Here is a 17,808-nt window from a genome sequence, read left to right as displayed (position 1 = left end):
CATGTATAATAGAGATGGAAACAATTCAAGGCGGTGAAACATGAAACACTCAAAAACATACAACTGTTTAGCTTTAAAAACTGCTCATGGAACAATAACAGTTGAAGGTCCAGTATCTGCTGAAACGCTGGAAAGCCTTCATTTCCATGAACACCTGCAAGCATTCAGGCCAGCACATGAACAAAAAAAAGCAATCCTAGAAATAGCAGGGCTGCCTGAGGGAAGAATCCTCATTGCAAGAAACAAAGAAACCGTAATCGGCTACGTAACATACGTTTATCCCGACCCTCTCGAAAGATGGTCTGAAGGTAAAATGGAAAACTTATTAGAACTTGGAGCAATAGAGGTCATTCCTGAATATCGAAACTTTAAAGTGGGTAAAAACCTATTAAAAGTCTCCATGATGGATGATGCAATGGAGGACTACATTATCATTACTACTGAATATTATTGGCATTGGGATTTAAAAGGAACTAAGCTCTCCGTTTGGGATTATCGTAAAGTAATGGAAAAGATGATGAATGCTGGTGACCTTGAATACATGGCAACGGATGACCCAGAAATCAGTTCACACCCTGCAAACTGCTTGATGGTTCGCATAGGAAAACGGATAGACATGGATTCTGTTCAAAAATTTGACCAGCTTCGATTCAAAAATCGGTTTATGTACTAAATAAAGAGATAAAAATAGGAGTGGTTCGTTGTGATCGTTCAAGATATGATGTTAAAGAACGTAAAATCAGTGGTTGCAGATGCAACAATCGGAACAGCACTTCAACTAATGATTGAAGAAGATATTCGATACCTTCCGATAATAGATAAAGAAGGAAATTTAGCAGGACTTGTTTCTGATCGGGAAATGAAAGATGCCAGTCCTTCCATTTTTCATCAAAATGAACATCCGGAAGATTTTGAAAAACCCGTTTCAACCATTATGAAAAAAGCTGTTTTCACAGCACATCCTTTTGATATCGCAGAAGAACTTTCTACTATTTTTTACGAGCAGCACATCGGCTGTATTCCTGTTTTAGAGGGACATAAACTTGTTGGACTAGTTACAGAGAGAGAAATGCTATATGCGTTTATACAGCTTACAGGTACCCACCAGCCGGGTTCTCATTTAGAAGTGGCTGTTAAAAATGAGGCAGGTCAGCTTGCTAAAGTAGCAAGTGTTTTGAAGGATTTCCATTTAAATATTAGCAGCGTACTTGTATATCCTTCTCAAGATGATAAAGAAAAGATCGTCGTATTCCGAGTTGGAACTATGAACCCGCTACCTGTAATCGAACACTTAGTAAATAACGGCTATGAAGTTAAGTGGCCGCCACATCCAGGTGAAAGTAATGAAAAATGATAGTGTTTTCGTCTATTCACCAGATTTATTAGGCTATAAATTTAATGATACTCATCCTTTTAATCAGTTAAGAGTACAGCTATCTTATGAGCTTTTAAAAGATTCCGGGTACTTAAGTGCGAACGATATCATTCCACCTCGGCAAGCTACTGATGAAGAAATCATGCTTATTCATGACAAAGGCTATGTAAATGCTGTTAAAAATGCAGGAAGTGGTCAATTAAGTAAGGAAACTGCTTTAAATCATGGGCTCGGAACTGAAGATACGCCTATTTTCCCAAACATGCATGAGGCCAGCAGCTGGATTGTCGGTGCAACATTAACTGCTGCTGAATGGGTAATGGAAGGAAAAGTTAAGCATGCCTTGAGTTTAAGCGGCGGGCTTCACCATGGATTTAGAGGGAAAGCTTCGGGCTTCTGCATCTATAATGACAGTTCAATTGCCATTGAATACATGAAGCAAAAATATAACGCTCGTGTCCTTTATATTGATACGGATGCTCATCACGGTGATGGAGTACAATGGGCTTTTTATGATGATCCAGATGTATGCACGCTATCGATACACGAAACAGGGAGATATTTATTTCCTGGTACAGGATCCATCCATGAAAAAGGTGCCGGAAAAGGATATGGCTATTCCTTTAATGTTCCCGTCGATGCCTTTACAGAGGATGAATCTTTTTTAGAATGCTATAAAAAAAGCATATGGGAAGTAGCTGATTTTTTTAAACCGGATGTGATCATCACACAAAATGGTGCAGATGCACATTATTACGATCCATTGACACATTTATCGGTTACAATGAAGACATATGCTGAGATACCAAAGATAGCAAAAGAAGTCGCTGAAAAGTATTGCGGTGGACGTTGGATCGCGACTGGTGGTGGCGGTTATGATATTTGGCGTGTTGTGCCGAGAGCCTGGTCTCATTTATGGTGTGCGATGAACAATGTCGAGCCGTCCGGAAAAATCGCAGAGGAATGGATTTTACGCTGGGAGAAAGAAGCAAAACATCCATTGCCAAGAACGTGGGAAGATGAATCAGGCATCTATAAACCCATCCCGAGAAAAGACGAAATCACATCTAAGAACAGAGCGACGCTTGAAAAGAGTATGTATTCAATTCGAACAAGCTCTTAAAATGAAAGAGGACCCTATACGGAGTCCTCTTTTTCATGTATTTACATAACATTTTTAGAGACGTTTTAGTTAATTCCACGGTAATCTCTGATAATTCCACGTTAGTTAGTATTTATCCTGATTTAACAAATATCGTATAAAATAAAGCTGGCTCAATCAGATCAATAAACCATTTTGAACCAGCATATAAATAGCTTTTTATATGGCTTCGATTATGGATTCCACCATATCAGAAGAACGTTTTGCAGCAAGTGCGGTAAACTCAGCAAAGCTTGCCGGAGCTTCTCCATTCGCCTTATCTGAAATCGAACGGATGATGACAAATGGAATTTCATTTAAAAATGCAGCCTGTGCTACTGCTGAACCTTCCATTTCAATACACGTTCCTTTAAATAACTCACTGTAGCTCTCTACAAGGTCACGATCAGCAATAAACTGATCTCCGCTCAACACTTTGCCCACTTTAACATGAGGTCCTGAAAGCTTTTCAGCAGCAGCCTCAGCCAATCTAATGAGCTCTCCATCTGCCTGAAACTCTGAATCAAAAGCAAACATTGGAATCGTTCCTTTTGGGAAATCTGGACTTAATGCAGATGCATCGATATCATGCTGCATCGCACTTGAAGATATTACAATATCTCCTACTTCTAATGAAGGATCAAGTGCTCCAGCAACACCTGTAAAAAGAATATGTGTCACTTTAAATCTTTCAATAAGAATTTGTGTTGTAATTGCTGCATTCACTTTACCTACACCTGATTTACAAAGGACAACTTCTTTATTATGATGTGTTCCTTCATAAAACGTGTTACGCGCATAAACACTTTCACCATAAATATCAAGCGATTTCTTCATATATACGATTTCTTCATCCATCGCTCCGATAATACCGATTTTCAATTCTCCCACCCCAGCCCGTCTTTATTTCGTTGAATCTCTAAATTGAATACGGTGGGGCAACACTACAGTGTGTTCTTCTACCGTTTCTTTGTTCATTAATTTGGTTAATAATCTCATTGCTACTGCCCCGATATCATACATTGGTTGAACAACAGTCGAAAGTGTCGGACGAACCATTGTAGCAAGTCGTGTGTTGTCAAAACCAATTACTTCAATATCATCAGGAACTTTCAATCCACGATCCTGTGCACCATGAATGACACCAAGCGCCATTTCATCTGTTCCTACAAAAATAGCAGTTGGTTGTTTACCGCTGTTCAAAAATGTTTCCACCGCTTCAATTCCAGTATCATATGTGTAGTCCCCAACAAAAACCTGACTGTCATCTACTTTAAGCCCTTGCTCTTCCAACGCTTTTCGATACCCATTAAATTTGTAATAGCCATTGATTGGATCTTCAAGAGGGCCTGTCACGTAAGCAACAGACGAATGTCCACTTTCAAGGAGATGGCTTACAGCTTCATATACAGCATTTTGATAATCTATGTTTACCGATGGCACTTCCTCATTCATATCAACTGTTGCTGCCATTACAATTGGCACAGAAGCACGTTTGAATTCTTCAACATGTTCCTCCGTAATCTTCCCGCCCATAAATACAATTCCATCCACTTGTTTACCTAAAAGAGTATTAAGCAAGTGGATTTCTTTATCTTTGTTCTGATCAGAATTACACAGGATAATGTTATATTTATACATCGTTGCAATATCCTCGATACCTCTTGCCAGTTCAGCAAAAAAGATGCTGGAGATATCAGGGATAATAACACCTACTGTTGTCGTCTTTTTACTTGCTAAGCCCCTTGCAACTGCATTTGGTCGATAACCTAGGCTTTCAATTGCTTCAAGTACTTTTTTTCTGGTTGATGGCTTAACGTTAGGGTTTCCGTTCACAACGCGTGAAACCGTTGCCATAGAAACGCCTGCCTCCCTAGCCACATCATATATTGTTGTATTCAAAATGAAGTCCTCCTTTTTACTGCATGTCCGACAGCTATGTAATGCTATTATCATACGACAAAGTAGTAGAGTAGGCAACGAATAGAAACATGTTTCACGATTTATTCATTTATTTAATCAATAATGTAAGAAACTACTCTTATTTCCCCTTATTTTGAGCGAAATACTGAATAATCATACTATCTTCAGAGTATTAAAAGAAACCGATTTCAATTGAGATTGGTATTTCTTTTGTTTTACCAAATTGAAGAGTTAATCTTAACGAGCATAATCGGCGAATTAAGTCTAAATAGTGTTCAATTAAGTCTCTTTAATGGAAGATTAAGTCTGTGAGAACATTAATTAAGTCTAATAAAAAATAATTAAGTCTTTCTACATAATTCGACAAAACGACATTACAATAAATGGACTCCTGTAAAACAGAATATCCCAATCTAATCTTCAAAATAAAAAGAAACCGCCAATAAGGCAGCTTCTTTCTTCATACCATCTGTTTTAATTTTAAAAAACCTGAATCCACAAGTTCACGTGTGAAGTTTTCGAATTCTTCAATGTTCATTTGCTGAGCTGAATCGGATAAGGCTACTGCTGGATCAGGGTGAACTTCTGCCATTACTCCGTCAGCACCAATGGCTAATGCGGCTTTTGCAGCTGGCAAAAGCAAATCTTTTCGTCCTGTAGAATGTGTAACGTCTACAAATACAGGTAAATGAGTCTCTTGCTTTAAAATTGGTACTGCGGTTATATCGAGAGTATTTCTAGTTGCTCTTTCATAGGTCCGAATTCCTCTTTCACATAAAATAATCTGTCCATTCCCCTGTGACATAATATATTCGGCTGAATGAATAAATTCTTCGATTGTTGCAGAGAGACCTCTTTTTAATAAAATTGGCTTTTTGACTTTACCTGCTGCTTTTAACAACTCATAGTTTTGCATATTTCGGGCACCGATTTGAATGATATCTAAATAATCTGCTGCGGGCTCCAAATCATCAGGATGTACGATTTCGCTAATCACTGCGCATCCATATTCTTCAGAGACCTGCTTCAATATGCGAAGTCCTTCAATTCCTAAGCCTTGAAAATCGTATGGAGAAGTACGAGGTTTGAATGCTCCCCCTCTTAATATCTTAAGACCCCTTTTCGTTACAGCATCAGCTACTTCAGCTGTCTGCTCGTAACTTTCAACCGCACATGGCCCAGCAATTAATAATGGATTGCCATTTCCGATTTCTGTTCCTTTTACAGATATCACAGTGTCTTCTGGTCTTTTCTTTCTGGAAACGAGAAGTACTTTCCGACCTTCATCTTCTTGTAGTTCTAAGCCAGCTTTAAAAATTTCTTTAAACAAATGCTGCATCGTACTCGTATCAAATGGTCCTTCATTTTCCGCTGAGATTAAGTCCAGCATATGTCTTTCTCGGACAGGATCATACTTTTTCATGCCTTGAGCGGTTTTTATTTTTCCGATTTCCTGAACAAGCTCTCCGCGTTCACTGATCAATCTTAAAAGCTGCTTATTTATTTCGTCCAGCTTATTTCGTAATGTATACAAATCAGAATCATTCATATATCGACACCTCAGTATTTATAAAATGTAAAATCTATGATACATTTCTAATAATTGGGCACACGCCCATTTTAAAAGGTAATAATACATCTATCGTATCAAAAAGAGGTGCCTTCGTGGACAAAAATATTCTCTTCGCTCTGGATATCGGCACTCGTTCTGTAGTCGGTATGATATTAAAGCAGCATGCAGACGGTAAATATGAGATTTTACATATGAAAGTCAAGGAACATGAAGAGCGTTCCATGCTTGATGGACAAATCCATCATATACCTGCTGTTGCAAAAGTCATTAAAGAAATAAAGGAACAACTGGAACATCTGACAGGCCCTCTCAAAAAGGTTTGTGTCGCAGCTGCTGGACGTGCCTTAAAAACAGTAAAAGCCCGCGCTGATAAAGAGATTTCTGAAACACCTATCACAAGTGCAGAAGAGACAACACACTTAGAGCTTTCTGCCGTTCAGCAAGCACAATTTCAGCTTGCTAGTCTATTAGACGAAACAAATAATCAACTCTACGATTGTGTTGGTTATTCTGTTCTTCATTATTATTTAGATAATCAAGAGATCGGAAGTTTTATTGGCCAGCAAGGAAATACAGCATCTGTTGAAGTAATCGCTACTTTTTTACCTAGGGTTGTTGTGGAATCTCTGATTAGAGCTTTAAAAGAAGCAGATTTAGAAATGGAAGCATTAACACTCGAACCAATTGCGGCTATTAATGTGCTAATTCCTCACTCAATGCGGAAATTAAATGTTGCTCTGGTTGATATTGGTGCGGGTACATCTGATATTGCTTTAACAGCTGAAGGTACAGTCGTAGCTTATGGAATGGTTCCAGTTGCAGGGGATGAAATTACGGAAGCAATTAGTTCCGAATATCTTCTCGATTTTCCTGTTGCAGAAAAAGTAAAAAGATCCCTTATTGAAAATGAAGCTGTGGAATTTACAGATATACTCGGAATGCAATCTAATAAAACGGCAATCGAGATTATTTCAGCGATAGACATGTCTATTAACGATCTTGCTGAAAAAATCACTTCAGAGGTAATGAACCTCAATGCCAAATCACCTCAAGCTGTAATGCTGGTTGGAGGCGGTAGTTTAACACCCGGTTTAAAAGAAAAAATTGCGCAAAAGCTTAACCTTTCCACAGATCGGGTTGCCATTCGCGGCATTCATGCAATTACATCGTTAATTCCTTCTCGCGAGCACACCGGTCCAGAACTCGTTACACCTGTTGGCATTGGAATCGCAGCAAGAGAAAATCCTGTTAAATATGTTACTGTTTCTGTAAACGAAAGAACACTTAGGCTATTTGAAGTAAAAGAGCTCACGATAGGGGATGCACTGATTGCAGGGGGGGCTGAGCTGGGGAAACTTTATGGCAGACCGGGAATGGGATTGATGGTTCGAATAAATGGTGAGGTAAAGCTAATAAAAGGCGAAGTAGGAACTCCTCCAAAAATAATTAAAAATGGAGAAGAATGTTCCATTTCAGATTGTATTCAGCAAAGTGATGTCATTGTTTATGAACCCGGTATAAATGGTGCAGATGCCTGTATTTCTGTAAAAGAGGCAGTAAATGATCATAAAATGAAAACACTGCACATCAACGGTAAGCCATCCATTATTGAAACAAACTATTATATTAATCAAAAGTTAGTTACCCCTGACACCCCTGTTCATGACAGAGATGAAATTTTGACCTATTTACCGGAAACCATCTATGAAGTATTGGAAAATGATCATATTCCTTTCAACAAGGATTCTTCTTCATTTACAGTGTTCGTCGATAGAAAAAAAGTGTCTATATCACAACATAATAGCAATTCGCTTTATCTTAATGGGTTAGCTATCAACATAAATAGCACATGGGACGATCATGATCAGCTTACTATTAATGAGCAGCATGAACAACATGTTACACTTGAAAATTTATTAAGCCAATTAGATTTGAATCTCCATCACTCATGTTCTGTTATTTTTAATGACGAAAAACTCACACTCGTAAAGCCTCTATTTAATGTTATCCGGCAAGGGGTTACATTGGAGAAAGACTCCGTTCTTTATCCCGATGATGAGCTTTTCATTGAAAAAAGAAAACAAAAACCTTTTATCTTTCAAGATATCTTCACAAAGGTGGAGCTATCCATAAATCCACAACCTGGTGAAACACTTATCATCCTAAAAAATAATGAAAAAGCAGGTTTTCAATCCGAAATTACGACAGGTGATCATTTAGAATTAAGGTTTGGATTAACAGTATAAAAAAGCGTAGCTGACTGCTACGCTTTTGTTTGTTCAAGTGCCTGAACGAGTTTTTTGTTTGTAATATTCCAATGTGAAGCATTCCATACAACCTTATCACCCTCCAAGATCAATACTTGCGGTGATTCATGTTTGACACCTGTTTGCTCTGCTAACGCATTGGATAATGGTCTAGAATCTTGAACATTCAAGTAATAAATCGTTTCGTTTTCGTGATTCGCAGCAAATTTTTGATATTCTTTAAAAGCTTCATGGCTAACTGGGCATGTTGTACTGTTTTTCATTACAATGATACGTTCCTTCTGATCTTTTACTAAATTCCAATCTTGTTCGTTGTGAAGCTGAATAAGTGACATATTTATACCTCCATAAAAATAAAAAGACAAGAAAAATTTCTTTTTCTTATCTTTTCATATTTCTTCTTCAGTTATCAATATTTTTGCTCGACTAATTCCTGTTCTTTTACATCATCATAGTCGTTTTGCATTTCATCTTGAATATCATCTGTAATTTCTCCGTAAAGCTCAGAAGCATTCTCATCTTCTTTTGCTCGCCATTTATCAATGTCCTTACGCAGGTTCGTTGTTAAATCTTTCACCTTTGTAGCCATTTGATTTGACTGCTCAGAGACAGTTTTTACAATATTTGAGGATTTTTCACGAGCCATTTGCGAGATTTCAGTACTTTTGTCCTTCAGGTACACAGCCTGATCATTTAACTCACTGCGTAATTCTTTGCCTGGTTTAGGTGCAAGAAGTAAAGCAGCTGCAGCACCTAACATCCCTCCAACTAATGCACCAATCATAAAATCTTTGCTGTCAATGTTCTGATTGTTGTTATTGTTGTTATTGTTGTTGCTCATTTACACTCCTCCTCTTGAATATTGTTTGGTCGATGCTTCAACATTGGATTTTTTGAGCTTCCATTTCTCCCATAAATTCAATGCTGCATTTCCCCATTGAACCGTTTGTGATATTTGTTTAGACTGTCGCTCAGTTTCCATTGTAATTTGATCAGTTACCTTGCGGACAGAGTGGTTCACCTTTTGAACAGATTGCCCAAAATCTTGTACGGCAGAAAAAACAGTGTTCAACGAATCAGCTTTCTTTTGTACATCCTCGGCGATTTTGTTTGTTTTATGTAACAAATCGGTTGTCTCGCGCGTTACGCCATCTAATTGTTTTTCTAGACTATCCAGCGTTACCGCGACGTTATCGAGGGTTAATTGCAACGACTTTAGAGCTCTTGACAAAAAATAAACCAATACGACAAATGCAACTGCTATAAGAGCTACACTGATTGAGATAATAATATCCATTTTACGAGACACCTCCTGAAAGTATATTATTGCTTTTTCCCGAGTTTTTATCAAAAGAAACGTATTTAACTTAATTATTCTTTGCAATCTAATAAAATCCTTTTATAGAAGATTACAAATTCTTTAAATTACGTTAAAATAAAGTAGAAACAATAAAATAAACCAGGGGGTCATTTTAAAATGAGAGATCCGCGAATTCAACAACTCGCAAAGAATCTAATTACATACTCTGTAAACTTGCAAAAAGGTGAGAAAATCCTTATCGAGAATTTCGGTCTGCAAAAGGAATTAGTCAATGCACTTATTCAAGAAACTTATGCAGCAGGTGGATACCCATTTGTTCTTTTAAAGGATCATGCCGTTATGCGCGAACAATACTCTCAAGCTTCAACTGAACAAATGGAGCTTATGGCGAAACATGAAGGAGATCTAATGAGCGAGATGGATGCTTATATCGGTCTTCGTTCAGGTGATAACATTAACGAGATGTCTGATGTACCTTCAGAAAAAATGGCACTTTATGAAAAAACGATTTTCGCTATGCACAGAAAAATTCGTATTAAGAAAACAAAGTGGTGTGTTCTTCGTTACCCGAATGCTTCAATGGCACAATCAGCAAGCATGAGTACAGAAGCATTTGAAGATTTCTATTTTGAAGTTTGTAATTTGGACTACGGAAAAATGGATAACGCAATGAACGCATTAAAAGACTTGATGGATAAAACAGACAAAGTTCGCCTTACAGGTCCTGGGACTGACCTAACTTTCTCTATTAAAGACATTCCATCTATTAAATGTTCTGGACAAAATAACATTCCAGATGGTGAAGTCTTTACTGCACCTGTAAAAGATTCAGTAAACGGTACAATTTCTTACAATACGCCATCTCCATATAATGGTTTTACTTTTGAAAACGTTCAATTGACATTTGAAAACGGAAAAATTGTTAATGCGACTGCAAACGATTCAGAGCGCATTAACAAAATTTTTGACACTGATGAAGGATCTCGTTACGTAGGTGAATTTGCGATTGGTGTAAATCCGTTTATTAAAAACCCGATGAAAGACATTCTATTCGATGAGAAAATCGACGGAAGCTTCCACTTTACTCCGGGGCAAGCTTATGATGAAGCATATAATGGAAATGATTCCAATATCCACTGGGATATGGTTATGATTCAACGCCCTGAATACGGTGGCGGAGAAATTTACTTTGATGATGTATTGATTCGAAAAGACGGGGTTTTCGTTTTACCAGAATTAGAGCAATTAAATCCTGAAAACTTGAAATAATAAAAAAAGAGGATGATCGAAAAGATAGTTTTCGATCTCCTCTCTTTTATTTGACTGTTTTCGCAATCTTTGTTCCTCTTGGAAGTGGTTGGTTTCTGTTTCAGGATGCTCGCTTTCTTGGGGTGTGAGGACTTTTGTTTGATAGCCCTTATTTTTTATTTGATAAGAAGAAAAAAGCCGATTCAAAAAACGAATCAGCTTAATTCCTATCTTATGGCTTTGCAGTAAGTGTTTCTTCATAGGCTCTTTGGAACTTTTGGATATCCCCTGCACCCATAAATAGAAGTACACCATTGTCATATTTTTTAAGAACGTTCATCTTATCCTCAGAAATTAATTGTGCGTTAGGAATCTTATCTTTAAGATGATCAATCGTTAAGTTCCCCGCTTGCTCACGAGCAGACCCGAAAATATCACAAAGATAAACATGATCCGCTTCACTTAAACTTTGTGCAAATTCATCTAAGAATGTTTTAGTGCGCGTAAATGTATGAGGCTGAAATATTGCTACAACTTCACGATTCTTGTATTTATATTTTGTAGCTTCAATCGTTGCTTTAATTTCTGTAGGATGATGTGCATAATCATCGATCAAAATTTGGCTGCCCACTGTTTTTTCTGAAAAGCGCCGCTTAACACCTGTAAAGCTCTTCAACTGCTCTACAATAATATCCATAGGCAATGTCTCATAATGGCAGATTGCAATAACCGCAAGGGCATTCAGGACATTATGGGTACCGAATCCTGGGATTTGGAAAGATCCATAAAACGTGTTTCTTACAAACACATCAAATGAAGTACCTTCTTCACCGCGTACAATGTTCTTTGCCTGAAAATCATTTTCATCTCCCAAACCGTAGAAAACAACTGGAACTTGAGCATGAATTTCTTGAAGGTTCTTATCATCACCACATGCAATAATGGCTTTTTTCACTTGCATAGCCATTTCCTGAAAAGCACTGATTACATCTTTTAAATCCGAAAAATAATCAGGATGATCAAAATCTATGTTTGTAATAATCGCATAGTCTGGCTTGTAAGAAAGAAAGTGTCTGCGATATTCACAAGCTTCAAATACAAAATACTCATTATCTTTTGTACCTTTTCCTGTTCCATCCCCAATAAGGTATGAAGTAGGTTTTGCAGCACCTACAACATGTGCAAGAAGTCCAGTTGTAGATGTTTTCCCGTGTGAACCAGTTACAGCAATTGACGTATATTTAGAAAGCAGTTCTCCTAAATAATGATGGTATCTGTGAACTGGAATATTCATTTCTTTCGCAGCTTGTATTTCTTCATGATCATCACCAAATGCATTACCTGCAATAATAGTTTGACCTTCCTGAATATTACTCTTATCAAATGTAAAAACAGGAATATTTCTTTCCTCTAACGCGGCTTGTGTAAAAATGTACTGGCCAATATCTGATCCTTGAACATCATGACCCATGTCATGAAGAATTTGTGCCAGCGGGCTCATCCCTGTCCCTTTAATTCCAATAAAATGGTATTGTGTCATGTTAAGACCTCCACAAAAAGAAAACCTTCTAAAAGGCCTATTTGTAATAATATATGCCTGATTACGTGAATGGTTATAAGCTTGGTAAGCAGGCTCGATTCAAATACTTGATTATTATAGCAAAAATAAAGATTCATAACCATGATAGGTAAATGATAAAAGTAGATGATAATCTTATTTTTCTATTTTGTACAACAACACCCCAAAAAATGAATCTGCCTTTTTCGTGCTATTCTACAAGCTCGAGTCTTGGATTAGGACGATAAATCCTCCCTGCTTTCGCTTGATGGCTGCCATGCATTAAAACATTATCCCCAGTAAAACCGATGTTGATTTTTAGTAGATTGCTGCCTACACCATATATATCGACAGGAACTTTATGTTCCTCAAATTGTTCAATTCTTTCTTTATTGAAACCGCCCGTTACAACAATCTTCACATGAGAATATCCTTCAGCATCAAGCGCTTTTCTTAGTGCGAATATTAATTCAGAATTGGCACCTCTCGGATCAAATGAGCCTAACACATCGGGATTTCTAAAAAAGTATTGATCAACCATGGTACGGGATGTATCCACCCTTACCCCTTTAAGCGTTTCTCCAAACTCTCTCGCAACATTCAACGCATCTGTAACGACATCGTTGTTGTAATCGACAAGAGCAATAAGATCATCTTCTGGGAATTTTGCATGATATGCTTTTGTAGCTTCTACGATATCTCCATTAAAAATTTGAATAAGTGCATGCGGCATTGTTCCCATTCCTGCCTTACCCCACCATTCATTCATGGCATGTGTAGCTTGTGCTGTAGATCCCCCAATATATGATGCATAGCCATCCCCAGCTTGCTGGGCAAAATGGTCATCTCTGTCTCCCATAAAAATAACAGGTTTTTGAATACCGGATTTACTTGCAGCTTTTACTACATTATAGACATTCGTCGCGACTGATGTTCTTCTGGCTAGAATGCCATCAATCATTCCTTCGAGGAACCCGAAGTTTTGATATGGTCCTGTAATCGTAAGAACTGTTTCAAATGGTGAAATCTTGTCACCGTCTTTTAATGAGTAGATTTCCAATGAATCAGGATTTTTTGCAAATGTTTTTACAAGAGCGATCGCTTCATCTGTTCCACAAAGAACAGCTTCACTTTTTTGAAAAAATTGCATGGTTACAAGATTATCTGATTTATATGATTCTACAATCTCACATGTCTTTAGAAAATAAACCGCGGAAAACCAGCCTTCACGGATTCGTTCATCAAATTTAAACGTTTTATTTGTAAGCCGCTTGATTTTTCCTTGCAGCTTTAATTCTATTTCCTTCATGTATATACTCCTCAATAACGAATTGACCACTTAACTTCTTAAAAGGGAACTATTCCCCACATTATAATAGCTGACAAGTACTAATAACTCAAGAGAATCATTCATTCATGGACGTATAATTGGCATACACACATAAATTTAGAAGGAATCACTTCAAATGGAGCATGAATAGGTTGCTTGGAATCCGCCAAGTCTCTTTTGGGGTGGTATTTTAAAGTTGAGAAAGTATAATCTCACGGATAATGCCATTAATTTCGCGGATTTTCCAATATTCTCTCGAAAAATCATCAGAAACTCGCGAAAATTTTTTTATACTCGCGAGTCGACAAAGTTATCCAAAATTTAACATCATCTAACCTCTAATAACTGCTAAAAAAAGACCTAAAAATAGTGTTTAACAACACTTTTTAGGTCATTTCCCTTATCGTTTAATCAACTTGACTATATAATCGATCTTCAAATTCTTCTTGTGTAAGAAGTACGTGTCTTGGTTTACTTCCCATTGCTGGTGAAACCAACCCAAAACCTTCCATCATATCAACGAGACGTGCCGCCCTATTGTAGCCAACTCTAAATCTACGCTGAAGACTAGAGGAAGATGCTGCGCCCACTTCTATAACATAGTAGCAAGCTTCTTCAAAAAGCTCATCTTCCACTTCTGTCGCTTGCTGATGCTGGATTAATTCTTCTCTCGTAAACAGGTAATCGGTTTTGTATTCTTCTTTTACATAGCGAGTGACTTCTTCAATTTCTTCATCTGATACAAAGGTACCTTGAATACGGACAGCTTTATTTGATCCATTTTCCATGAATAGCATGTCACCGCGTCCTAAAAGTCGTTCAGCACCGCTCATATCCAAAATCGTACGGGAGTCAATTGCCGATGATACAGCGAATGCCGTTCGGGTTGGAACATTTGCCTTGATTAACCCCGTGATAACATCAACAGATGGACGCTGTGTCGCAAGCAATAAGTGAATGCCGCATGCTCTCGCCTTCTGGGCTATTCGGCAGATGGCTTCTTCTACTTCTTGAGGTGATACCATCATCAAATCTGCAAGCTCGTCAATCACAACAACGATATAAGGCATTTTGTTCTGATATAGTCTTTCTTGTTCCATCTTTTGGTTATATCGCTTAATCTCCCTGACACCTGTTTTCGCGAACTCTTCATAACGTCTTTCCATTTCTTCTACTGCCCATTTTAAAGCAGCTGTCGCTTCTTTGGCATCAGTGATTACTGGTGTAACGAGATGCGGAATATGATTGTAAGGAGCCAGTTCCACCATTTTAGGATCAACTAAAAGAAGACGTACATCCTCTGGTTTTGCTTTATATAACAAACTCACTAAAATCGAGTTTATACAAACACTCTTACCAGAACCTGTTGCACCCGCAATTAAACCGTGAGGCATTTTTTGCAGATCGGTTACAACTGGCGCTCCTGATATGTCTAATCCAAGCGCTACAGTTAATGATGATGCTGAATCTTTAAATACATCGTGTTCAATAATTTCACGTAAATAAACTGCGCGGCTGTGCTGATTCGGCACTTCAATCCCAATCGCATTTTTACCTGGGATAGGCGCTTCAATACGTATATCTCTAGCGGCAAGGCTAAGTTTAATATCATCTGTTAAGTTGGTAACCTTGTTTACCTTTACACCTGGAGCAGGCTGTACTTCAAACCTTGTTACTGCGGGACCTTTTGTAGTATGGACCACTTTAGCGTTTACATTAAAATTATCGAGTGTGGACTGCAATGTTTGTCTTTGCTCATTTAGCCAGATATCATCATCTTCTAGTGAAACGGTTGCTTTGTTCAGGAAAGATAGTGGTACAAAAAGATTTTTGTTATACATTTCAGTATTTTGTACAGCCTTCACAGCTGGCTGCTGTACTTCGATAGACCTTGCCTTTTCAGTGTGAGTTATCTGCTTTGGCTGTGTTGGCGCTGTCTCTCTATCTTTTTTTAGCATTAAGACATTGAATGGAACATAATTTCCACCTGGCTTAACAGATTCTTTTTTTTGTACAGGTTGGACTTCCTTTTTCACTTCACGCTCAGGTTCTTCATCAGAAATATATGATTTCGTAATTTTTTCTTCTGCCATTATTTCTTCTGAATTCTCTTCGAACGATAATTCATTATATTTAATTGTTTCTAAAGGAGGTTCATCGTTTTGAATAGCCGTCTTTTCCTTATGCTCTAATACAATTTCCAGCTCTTCTGCACGATCTAATTCTAATTCTTGTTTTGTTGAGGATAATTCCTCAATCGATTCATACGTTTGCAATTCCTGTAACTCTGGATGTTCAGTTTCAGGCTCTGCAGGTAATCGTGTTTCTTTCTCATCCAACTGTGTTTCAAGATGATCGTTAACGATTACTCTTTCATCTGGTACATTAGGAAGAACTTCATCTACTGATTTTAATAATTCTTCTGCAATTGAAGGAGTTGAAGATGGTATATCTCTTCCAATAAATAGTATACCTTCAGGCTTCCTCTTCCCAAATCCATATACAGGCGATGGAACATCAGTAGGAGTAAACCTGGATATCACTTCTGGAGAAGCTTCTTTAGATTCCGCTGATGGTTTGGATCTTTGTTGTTTATCAAAACCATAAACGGGTGATGGTACATGAGATGGTTTAAAAGTTGGACGTTTCGTCTCTTTGTTTCTCGGGCTAACCGGTGGTGAAGACGATTTTCTACTCTCGCTTTTCGTTATCTGCTCTTCTTTTCTTAGCTGTTCTTTTTCATAAGTTTTATCTTGCTGGTATGTATTGCGGTATTGATTTGTTTTAACAGGTTTTTCGTCCGGTATAACAGGAAAACGAAAGGCTCCATTTTCAGGGTATTTGTGAAGCATCTTTGCAGACTGCTGATTAGGGTTTTGTGAAAATTTACGTACTCCTCTATTTACGGGTTCCGAACGCTTCACCTTAGGAGTGTTTGTTTCTTTTTCAACGACAGGTTGTTTCTTTGGTTGCTGATCTTCTTTTTCTTCATAATAAATATCATCATCGTCATGATCGTCATCAAAAAATGTATTCATTAATTTTTTTATCCAACTCATTCTTCTCACCTATTTCTGTTGGTTGTTTCTTTATTGTAGCGAAAATAGAAGAGAAACAATAGTATAAATATTTCACAAGAGCACATACAATCTATTAAAAGAAGAAATAAAAACCACTAGAGCTTTCTAGCGGCTTTTATTTATTGTTTACCTGTGCCTTGTATTATTCCGTTTCATCTTCTACAGGTCTATTTTTTGCTAAAATGAAGATCGGTTCCAGTTCTTTATCTTCATAAATAAAAGGCAGGGCGGTAACCGGTACTCGGCCATTCATGAAAAACTGCATCGCCATTTGGGCTAATATGTCGTATCCTTGTTTATTTTGAATATCACCAATGATTAATACATCTTGATGAGGAACAGCTACAGCCATCTCACCTGTTATTTGCTTTTTCATTTCTTCGAGGAAACTATAGTTTAAAATCCTGCTCGCATCATATCCATCATTGTGATTGAGAAAGAAAAAGGTATTCCCCGCAACCTGGTCTTGTTTAAAAGTCGTTGAAAGCCGCTTAACATTGAACTTTGCAGCGTCTATAACTTGAGACTCCTCCACTTTTAACTCCTTTAATTTATTATTCGTTAAAAGTTTGTAAGTATTGCCTAGGTCTAAAGCATAATAAATTCTCGTTTCGGCTGTATGATCCTGAATAAACAATTGTTCACCCTCAGGTGTTTCTGTTGGAAAGGAAGCTGAACGAATTACTGGGAAGATACGTGATAATGACTCATCTCCGGAATCGTTTCTTGTAGCTTTTAATCCTTCCTCCACATGATAAACGAGATTATCGAGAAGCTGGTCTTTTTCCTTTTCCCATCTTGCCGAGAGGCCGTTTAATGAAAGAGTGACCCCTTTTCCTGAAAGAGTATCCGTTACTCTTAATGTTTCTTCCTCTCTTTGATACGTGATTTCACGTTCACTATTTGAAAGTCTGTTTTCCAATGCTTTTTTTAGTTTTATTGTACTGCTCAAAAATAGTCCTCCTCTCATGAATCGATATTCATGGACTTAA

At 37.6% G+C, this 17,808-nt stretch carries 15 protein-coding genes; 5 read left to right on the top strand and 10 right to left on the bottom strand.

Annotation, left to right across the window (positions count from 1 at the left end):
* Window positions 1-40 precede the first annotated feature (40 nt).
* Genes RGB74_RS05490 through RGB74_RS05480 form a run of 3 tightly spaced genes read left to right on the top strand, consistent with a single transcriptional unit; the run spans window position 41 to window position 2,498 of the window.
* Window positions 41-673, top strand: a complete 633-nt coding sequence (locus RGB74_RS05490; RefSeq protein WP_310761993.1) for a GNAT family N-acetyltransferase — start codon at window positions 41-43, stop codon at window positions 671-673.
* A gap of 30 nt (window positions 674-703) precedes the next feature.
* Window positions 704-1,354, top strand: a complete 651-nt coding sequence (locus RGB74_RS05485; RefSeq protein ID WP_310761992.1) for an acetoin utilization AcuB family protein — start codon at window positions 704-706, stop codon at window positions 1,352-1,354.
* On the top strand, window positions 1,344-2,498 hold the full coding sequence (locus RGB74_RS05480; RefSeq protein WP_310761991.1) for an acetoin utilization protein AcuC: 1,155 nt from the start codon (window positions 1,344-1,346) through the stop codon (window positions 2,496-2,498). Before RGB74_RS05485 ends, RGB74_RS05480 begins: the two co-directional genes overlap by 11 nt.
* 198 nt (window positions 2,499-2,696) lie before the next feature.
* Here RGB74_RS05480 and RGB74_RS05475 read toward each other — a convergent pair whose 3' ends face one another.
* The 3 genes from RGB74_RS05475 to RGB74_RS05465 all read right to left on the bottom strand — a co-directional run bounded on the left by RGB74_RS05475 (window position 2,697) and on the right by RGB74_RS05465 (window position 5,988).
* Window positions 2,697-3,407, bottom strand: coding sequence for a 5'-methylthioadenosine/adenosylhomocysteine nucleosidase (locus RGB74_RS05475; protein ID WP_310761990.1), 711 nt, complete (start codon window positions 3,405-3,407; stop codon window positions 2,697-2,699).
* A gap of 12 nt (window positions 3,408-3,419) precedes the next feature.
* Window positions 3,420-4,418, bottom strand: a complete 999-nt coding sequence (gene ccpA / locus RGB74_RS05470) for a catabolite control protein A (protein WP_310761989.1) — start codon at window positions 4,416-4,418, stop codon at window positions 3,420-3,422.
* Window positions 4,419-4,899: 481 nt separating this feature from the next.
* On the bottom strand, window positions 4,900-5,988 hold the full coding sequence (locus RGB74_RS05465; protein ID WP_310761988.1) for a bifunctional 3-deoxy-7-phosphoheptulonate synthase/chorismate mutase: 1,089 nt from the start codon (window positions 5,986-5,988) through the stop codon (window positions 4,900-4,902).
* Between the two features lie 116 nt (window positions 5,989-6,104).
* On the opposite strand from RGB74_RS05465, the gene RGB74_RS05460 reads away from it, so the two are divergent.
* The gene (locus tag RGB74_RS05460) at window positions 6,105-8,258 is read left to right on the top strand and encodes a cell division protein FtsA (protein WP_310761987.1); all 2,154 of its coding nucleotides are present in this window, start codon (window positions 6,105-6,107) and stop codon (window positions 8,256-8,258) included.
* Window positions 8,259-8,275: 17 nt separating this feature from the next.
* Here RGB74_RS05460 and ytxJ read toward each other — a convergent pair whose 3' ends face one another.
* The 3 genes from ytxJ to RGB74_RS05445 form a co-directional block, all read right to left on the bottom strand.
* Window positions 8,276-8,614: a bacillithiol system redox-active protein YtxJ gene (gene ytxJ / locus RGB74_RS05455; RefSeq protein WP_310761986.1), complete on the bottom strand. Its 339-nt coding sequence runs from the start codon at window positions 8,612-8,614 to the stop codon at window positions 8,276-8,278.
* A 74-nt stretch (window positions 8,615-8,688) separates the two neighbouring features.
* Window positions 8,689-9,120 carry a YtxH domain-containing protein gene (locus tag RGB74_RS05450; RefSeq protein WP_310761985.1) on the bottom strand — a complete coding sequence of 144 codons (432 nt, stop codon included), beginning with the start codon at window positions 9,118-9,120 and terminating at the stop codon, window positions 8,689-8,691.
* Window positions 9,121-9,576: a DUF948 domain-containing protein gene (locus tag RGB74_RS05445; RefSeq protein WP_310761984.1), complete on the bottom strand. Its 456-nt coding sequence runs from the start codon at window positions 9,574-9,576 to the stop codon at window positions 9,121-9,123.
* 180 nt (window positions 9,577-9,756) lie between these two features.
* Between RGB74_RS05445 and RGB74_RS05440 the strand changes: the two genes are divergently transcribed.
* Window positions 9,757-10,869 carry an aminopeptidase gene (locus RGB74_RS05440; protein ID WP_310761983.1) on the top strand — a complete coding sequence of 371 codons (1,113 nt, stop codon included), beginning with the start codon at window positions 9,757-9,759 and terminating at the stop codon, window positions 10,867-10,869.
* A gap of 211 nt (window positions 10,870-11,080) precedes the next feature.
* Here RGB74_RS05440 and murC read toward each other — a convergent pair whose 3' ends face one another.
* The 4 genes from murC to RGB74_RS05420 form a co-directional block, all read right to left on the bottom strand.
* Complete coding sequence (murC, locus tag RGB74_RS05435; RefSeq protein WP_310761982.1) at window positions 11,081-12,388, bottom strand: UDP-N-acetylmuramate--L-alanine ligase; 1,308 nt, start codon at window positions 12,386-12,388, stop codon at window positions 11,081-11,083.
* Between the two features lie 229 nt (window positions 12,389-12,617).
* Window positions 12,618-13,715 (bottom strand): nicotinate phosphoribosyltransferase, encoded by a 1,098-nt coding sequence (locus tag RGB74_RS05430; protein ID WP_310761981.1) that lies wholly within the window; start codon window positions 13,713-13,715, stop codon window positions 12,618-12,620.
* A gap of 428 nt (window positions 13,716-14,143) precedes the next feature.
* Window positions 14,144-16,795, bottom strand: coding sequence for a DNA translocase FtsK (locus RGB74_RS05425; protein WP_310761980.1), 2,652 nt, complete (start codon window positions 16,793-16,795; stop codon window positions 14,144-14,146).
* 163 nt (window positions 16,796-16,958) lie between these two features.
* Complete coding sequence (locus tag RGB74_RS05420) at window positions 16,959-17,768, bottom strand: DUF1444 family protein (RefSeq protein ID WP_310761979.1); 810 nt, start codon at window positions 17,766-17,768, stop codon at window positions 16,959-16,961.
* Window positions 17,769-17,808: the final 40 nt, after the last annotated feature.

The organism is Bacillus sp. NEB1478, from assembly GCF_031582965.1.
GTDB lineage: Bacteria > Bacillota > Bacilli > Bacillales > Fictibacillaceae > Fictibacillus.
The sequence above is the reverse complement of the archived record's forward strand: the minus strand, read 5'-3'. Positions and strand labels throughout refer to the sequence as shown.

Coding starts and splice junctions, on each gene's coding strand:
- RGB74_RS05480 (WP_310761991.1), top strand. CDS start 1,344: ATGAAAAATGATAGTGTTTTCGTCTATTCACCAGATTTATTAGGCTAT.
- RGB74_RS05440 (WP_310761983.1), top strand. CDS start 9,757: ATGAGAGATCCGCGAATTCAACAACTCGCAAAGAATCTAATTACATAC.
- RGB74_RS05490 (WP_310761993.1), top strand. CDS start 41: ATGAAACACTCAAAAACATACAACTGTTTAGCTTTAAAAACTGCTCAT.
- RGB74_RS05450 (WP_310761985.1), bottom strand. CDS start 9,120: ATGAGCAACAACAATAACAACAATAACAACAATCAGAACATTGACAGC.
- ytxJ (WP_310761986.1), bottom strand. CDS start 8,614: ATGTCACTTATTCAGCTTCACAACGAACAAGATTGGAATTTAGTAAAA.
- RGB74_RS05465 (WP_310761988.1), bottom strand. CDS start 5,988: ATGAATGATTCTGATTTGTATACATTACGAAATAAGCTGGACGAAATA.
- RGB74_RS05430 (WP_310761981.1), bottom strand. CDS start 13,715: ATGAAGGAAATAGAATTAAAGCTGCAAGGAAAAATCAAGCGGCTTACA.
- RGB74_RS05445 (WP_310761984.1), bottom strand. CDS start 9,576: ATGGATATTATTATCTCAATCAGTGTAGCTCTTATAGCAGTTGCATTT.
- murC (WP_310761982.1), bottom strand. CDS start 12,388: ATGACACAATACCATTTTATTGGAATTAAAGGGACAGGGATGAGCCCG.
- RGB74_RS05425 (WP_310761980.1), bottom strand. CDS start 16,795: ATGAGTTGGATAAAAAAATTAATGAATACATTTTTTGATGACGATCAT.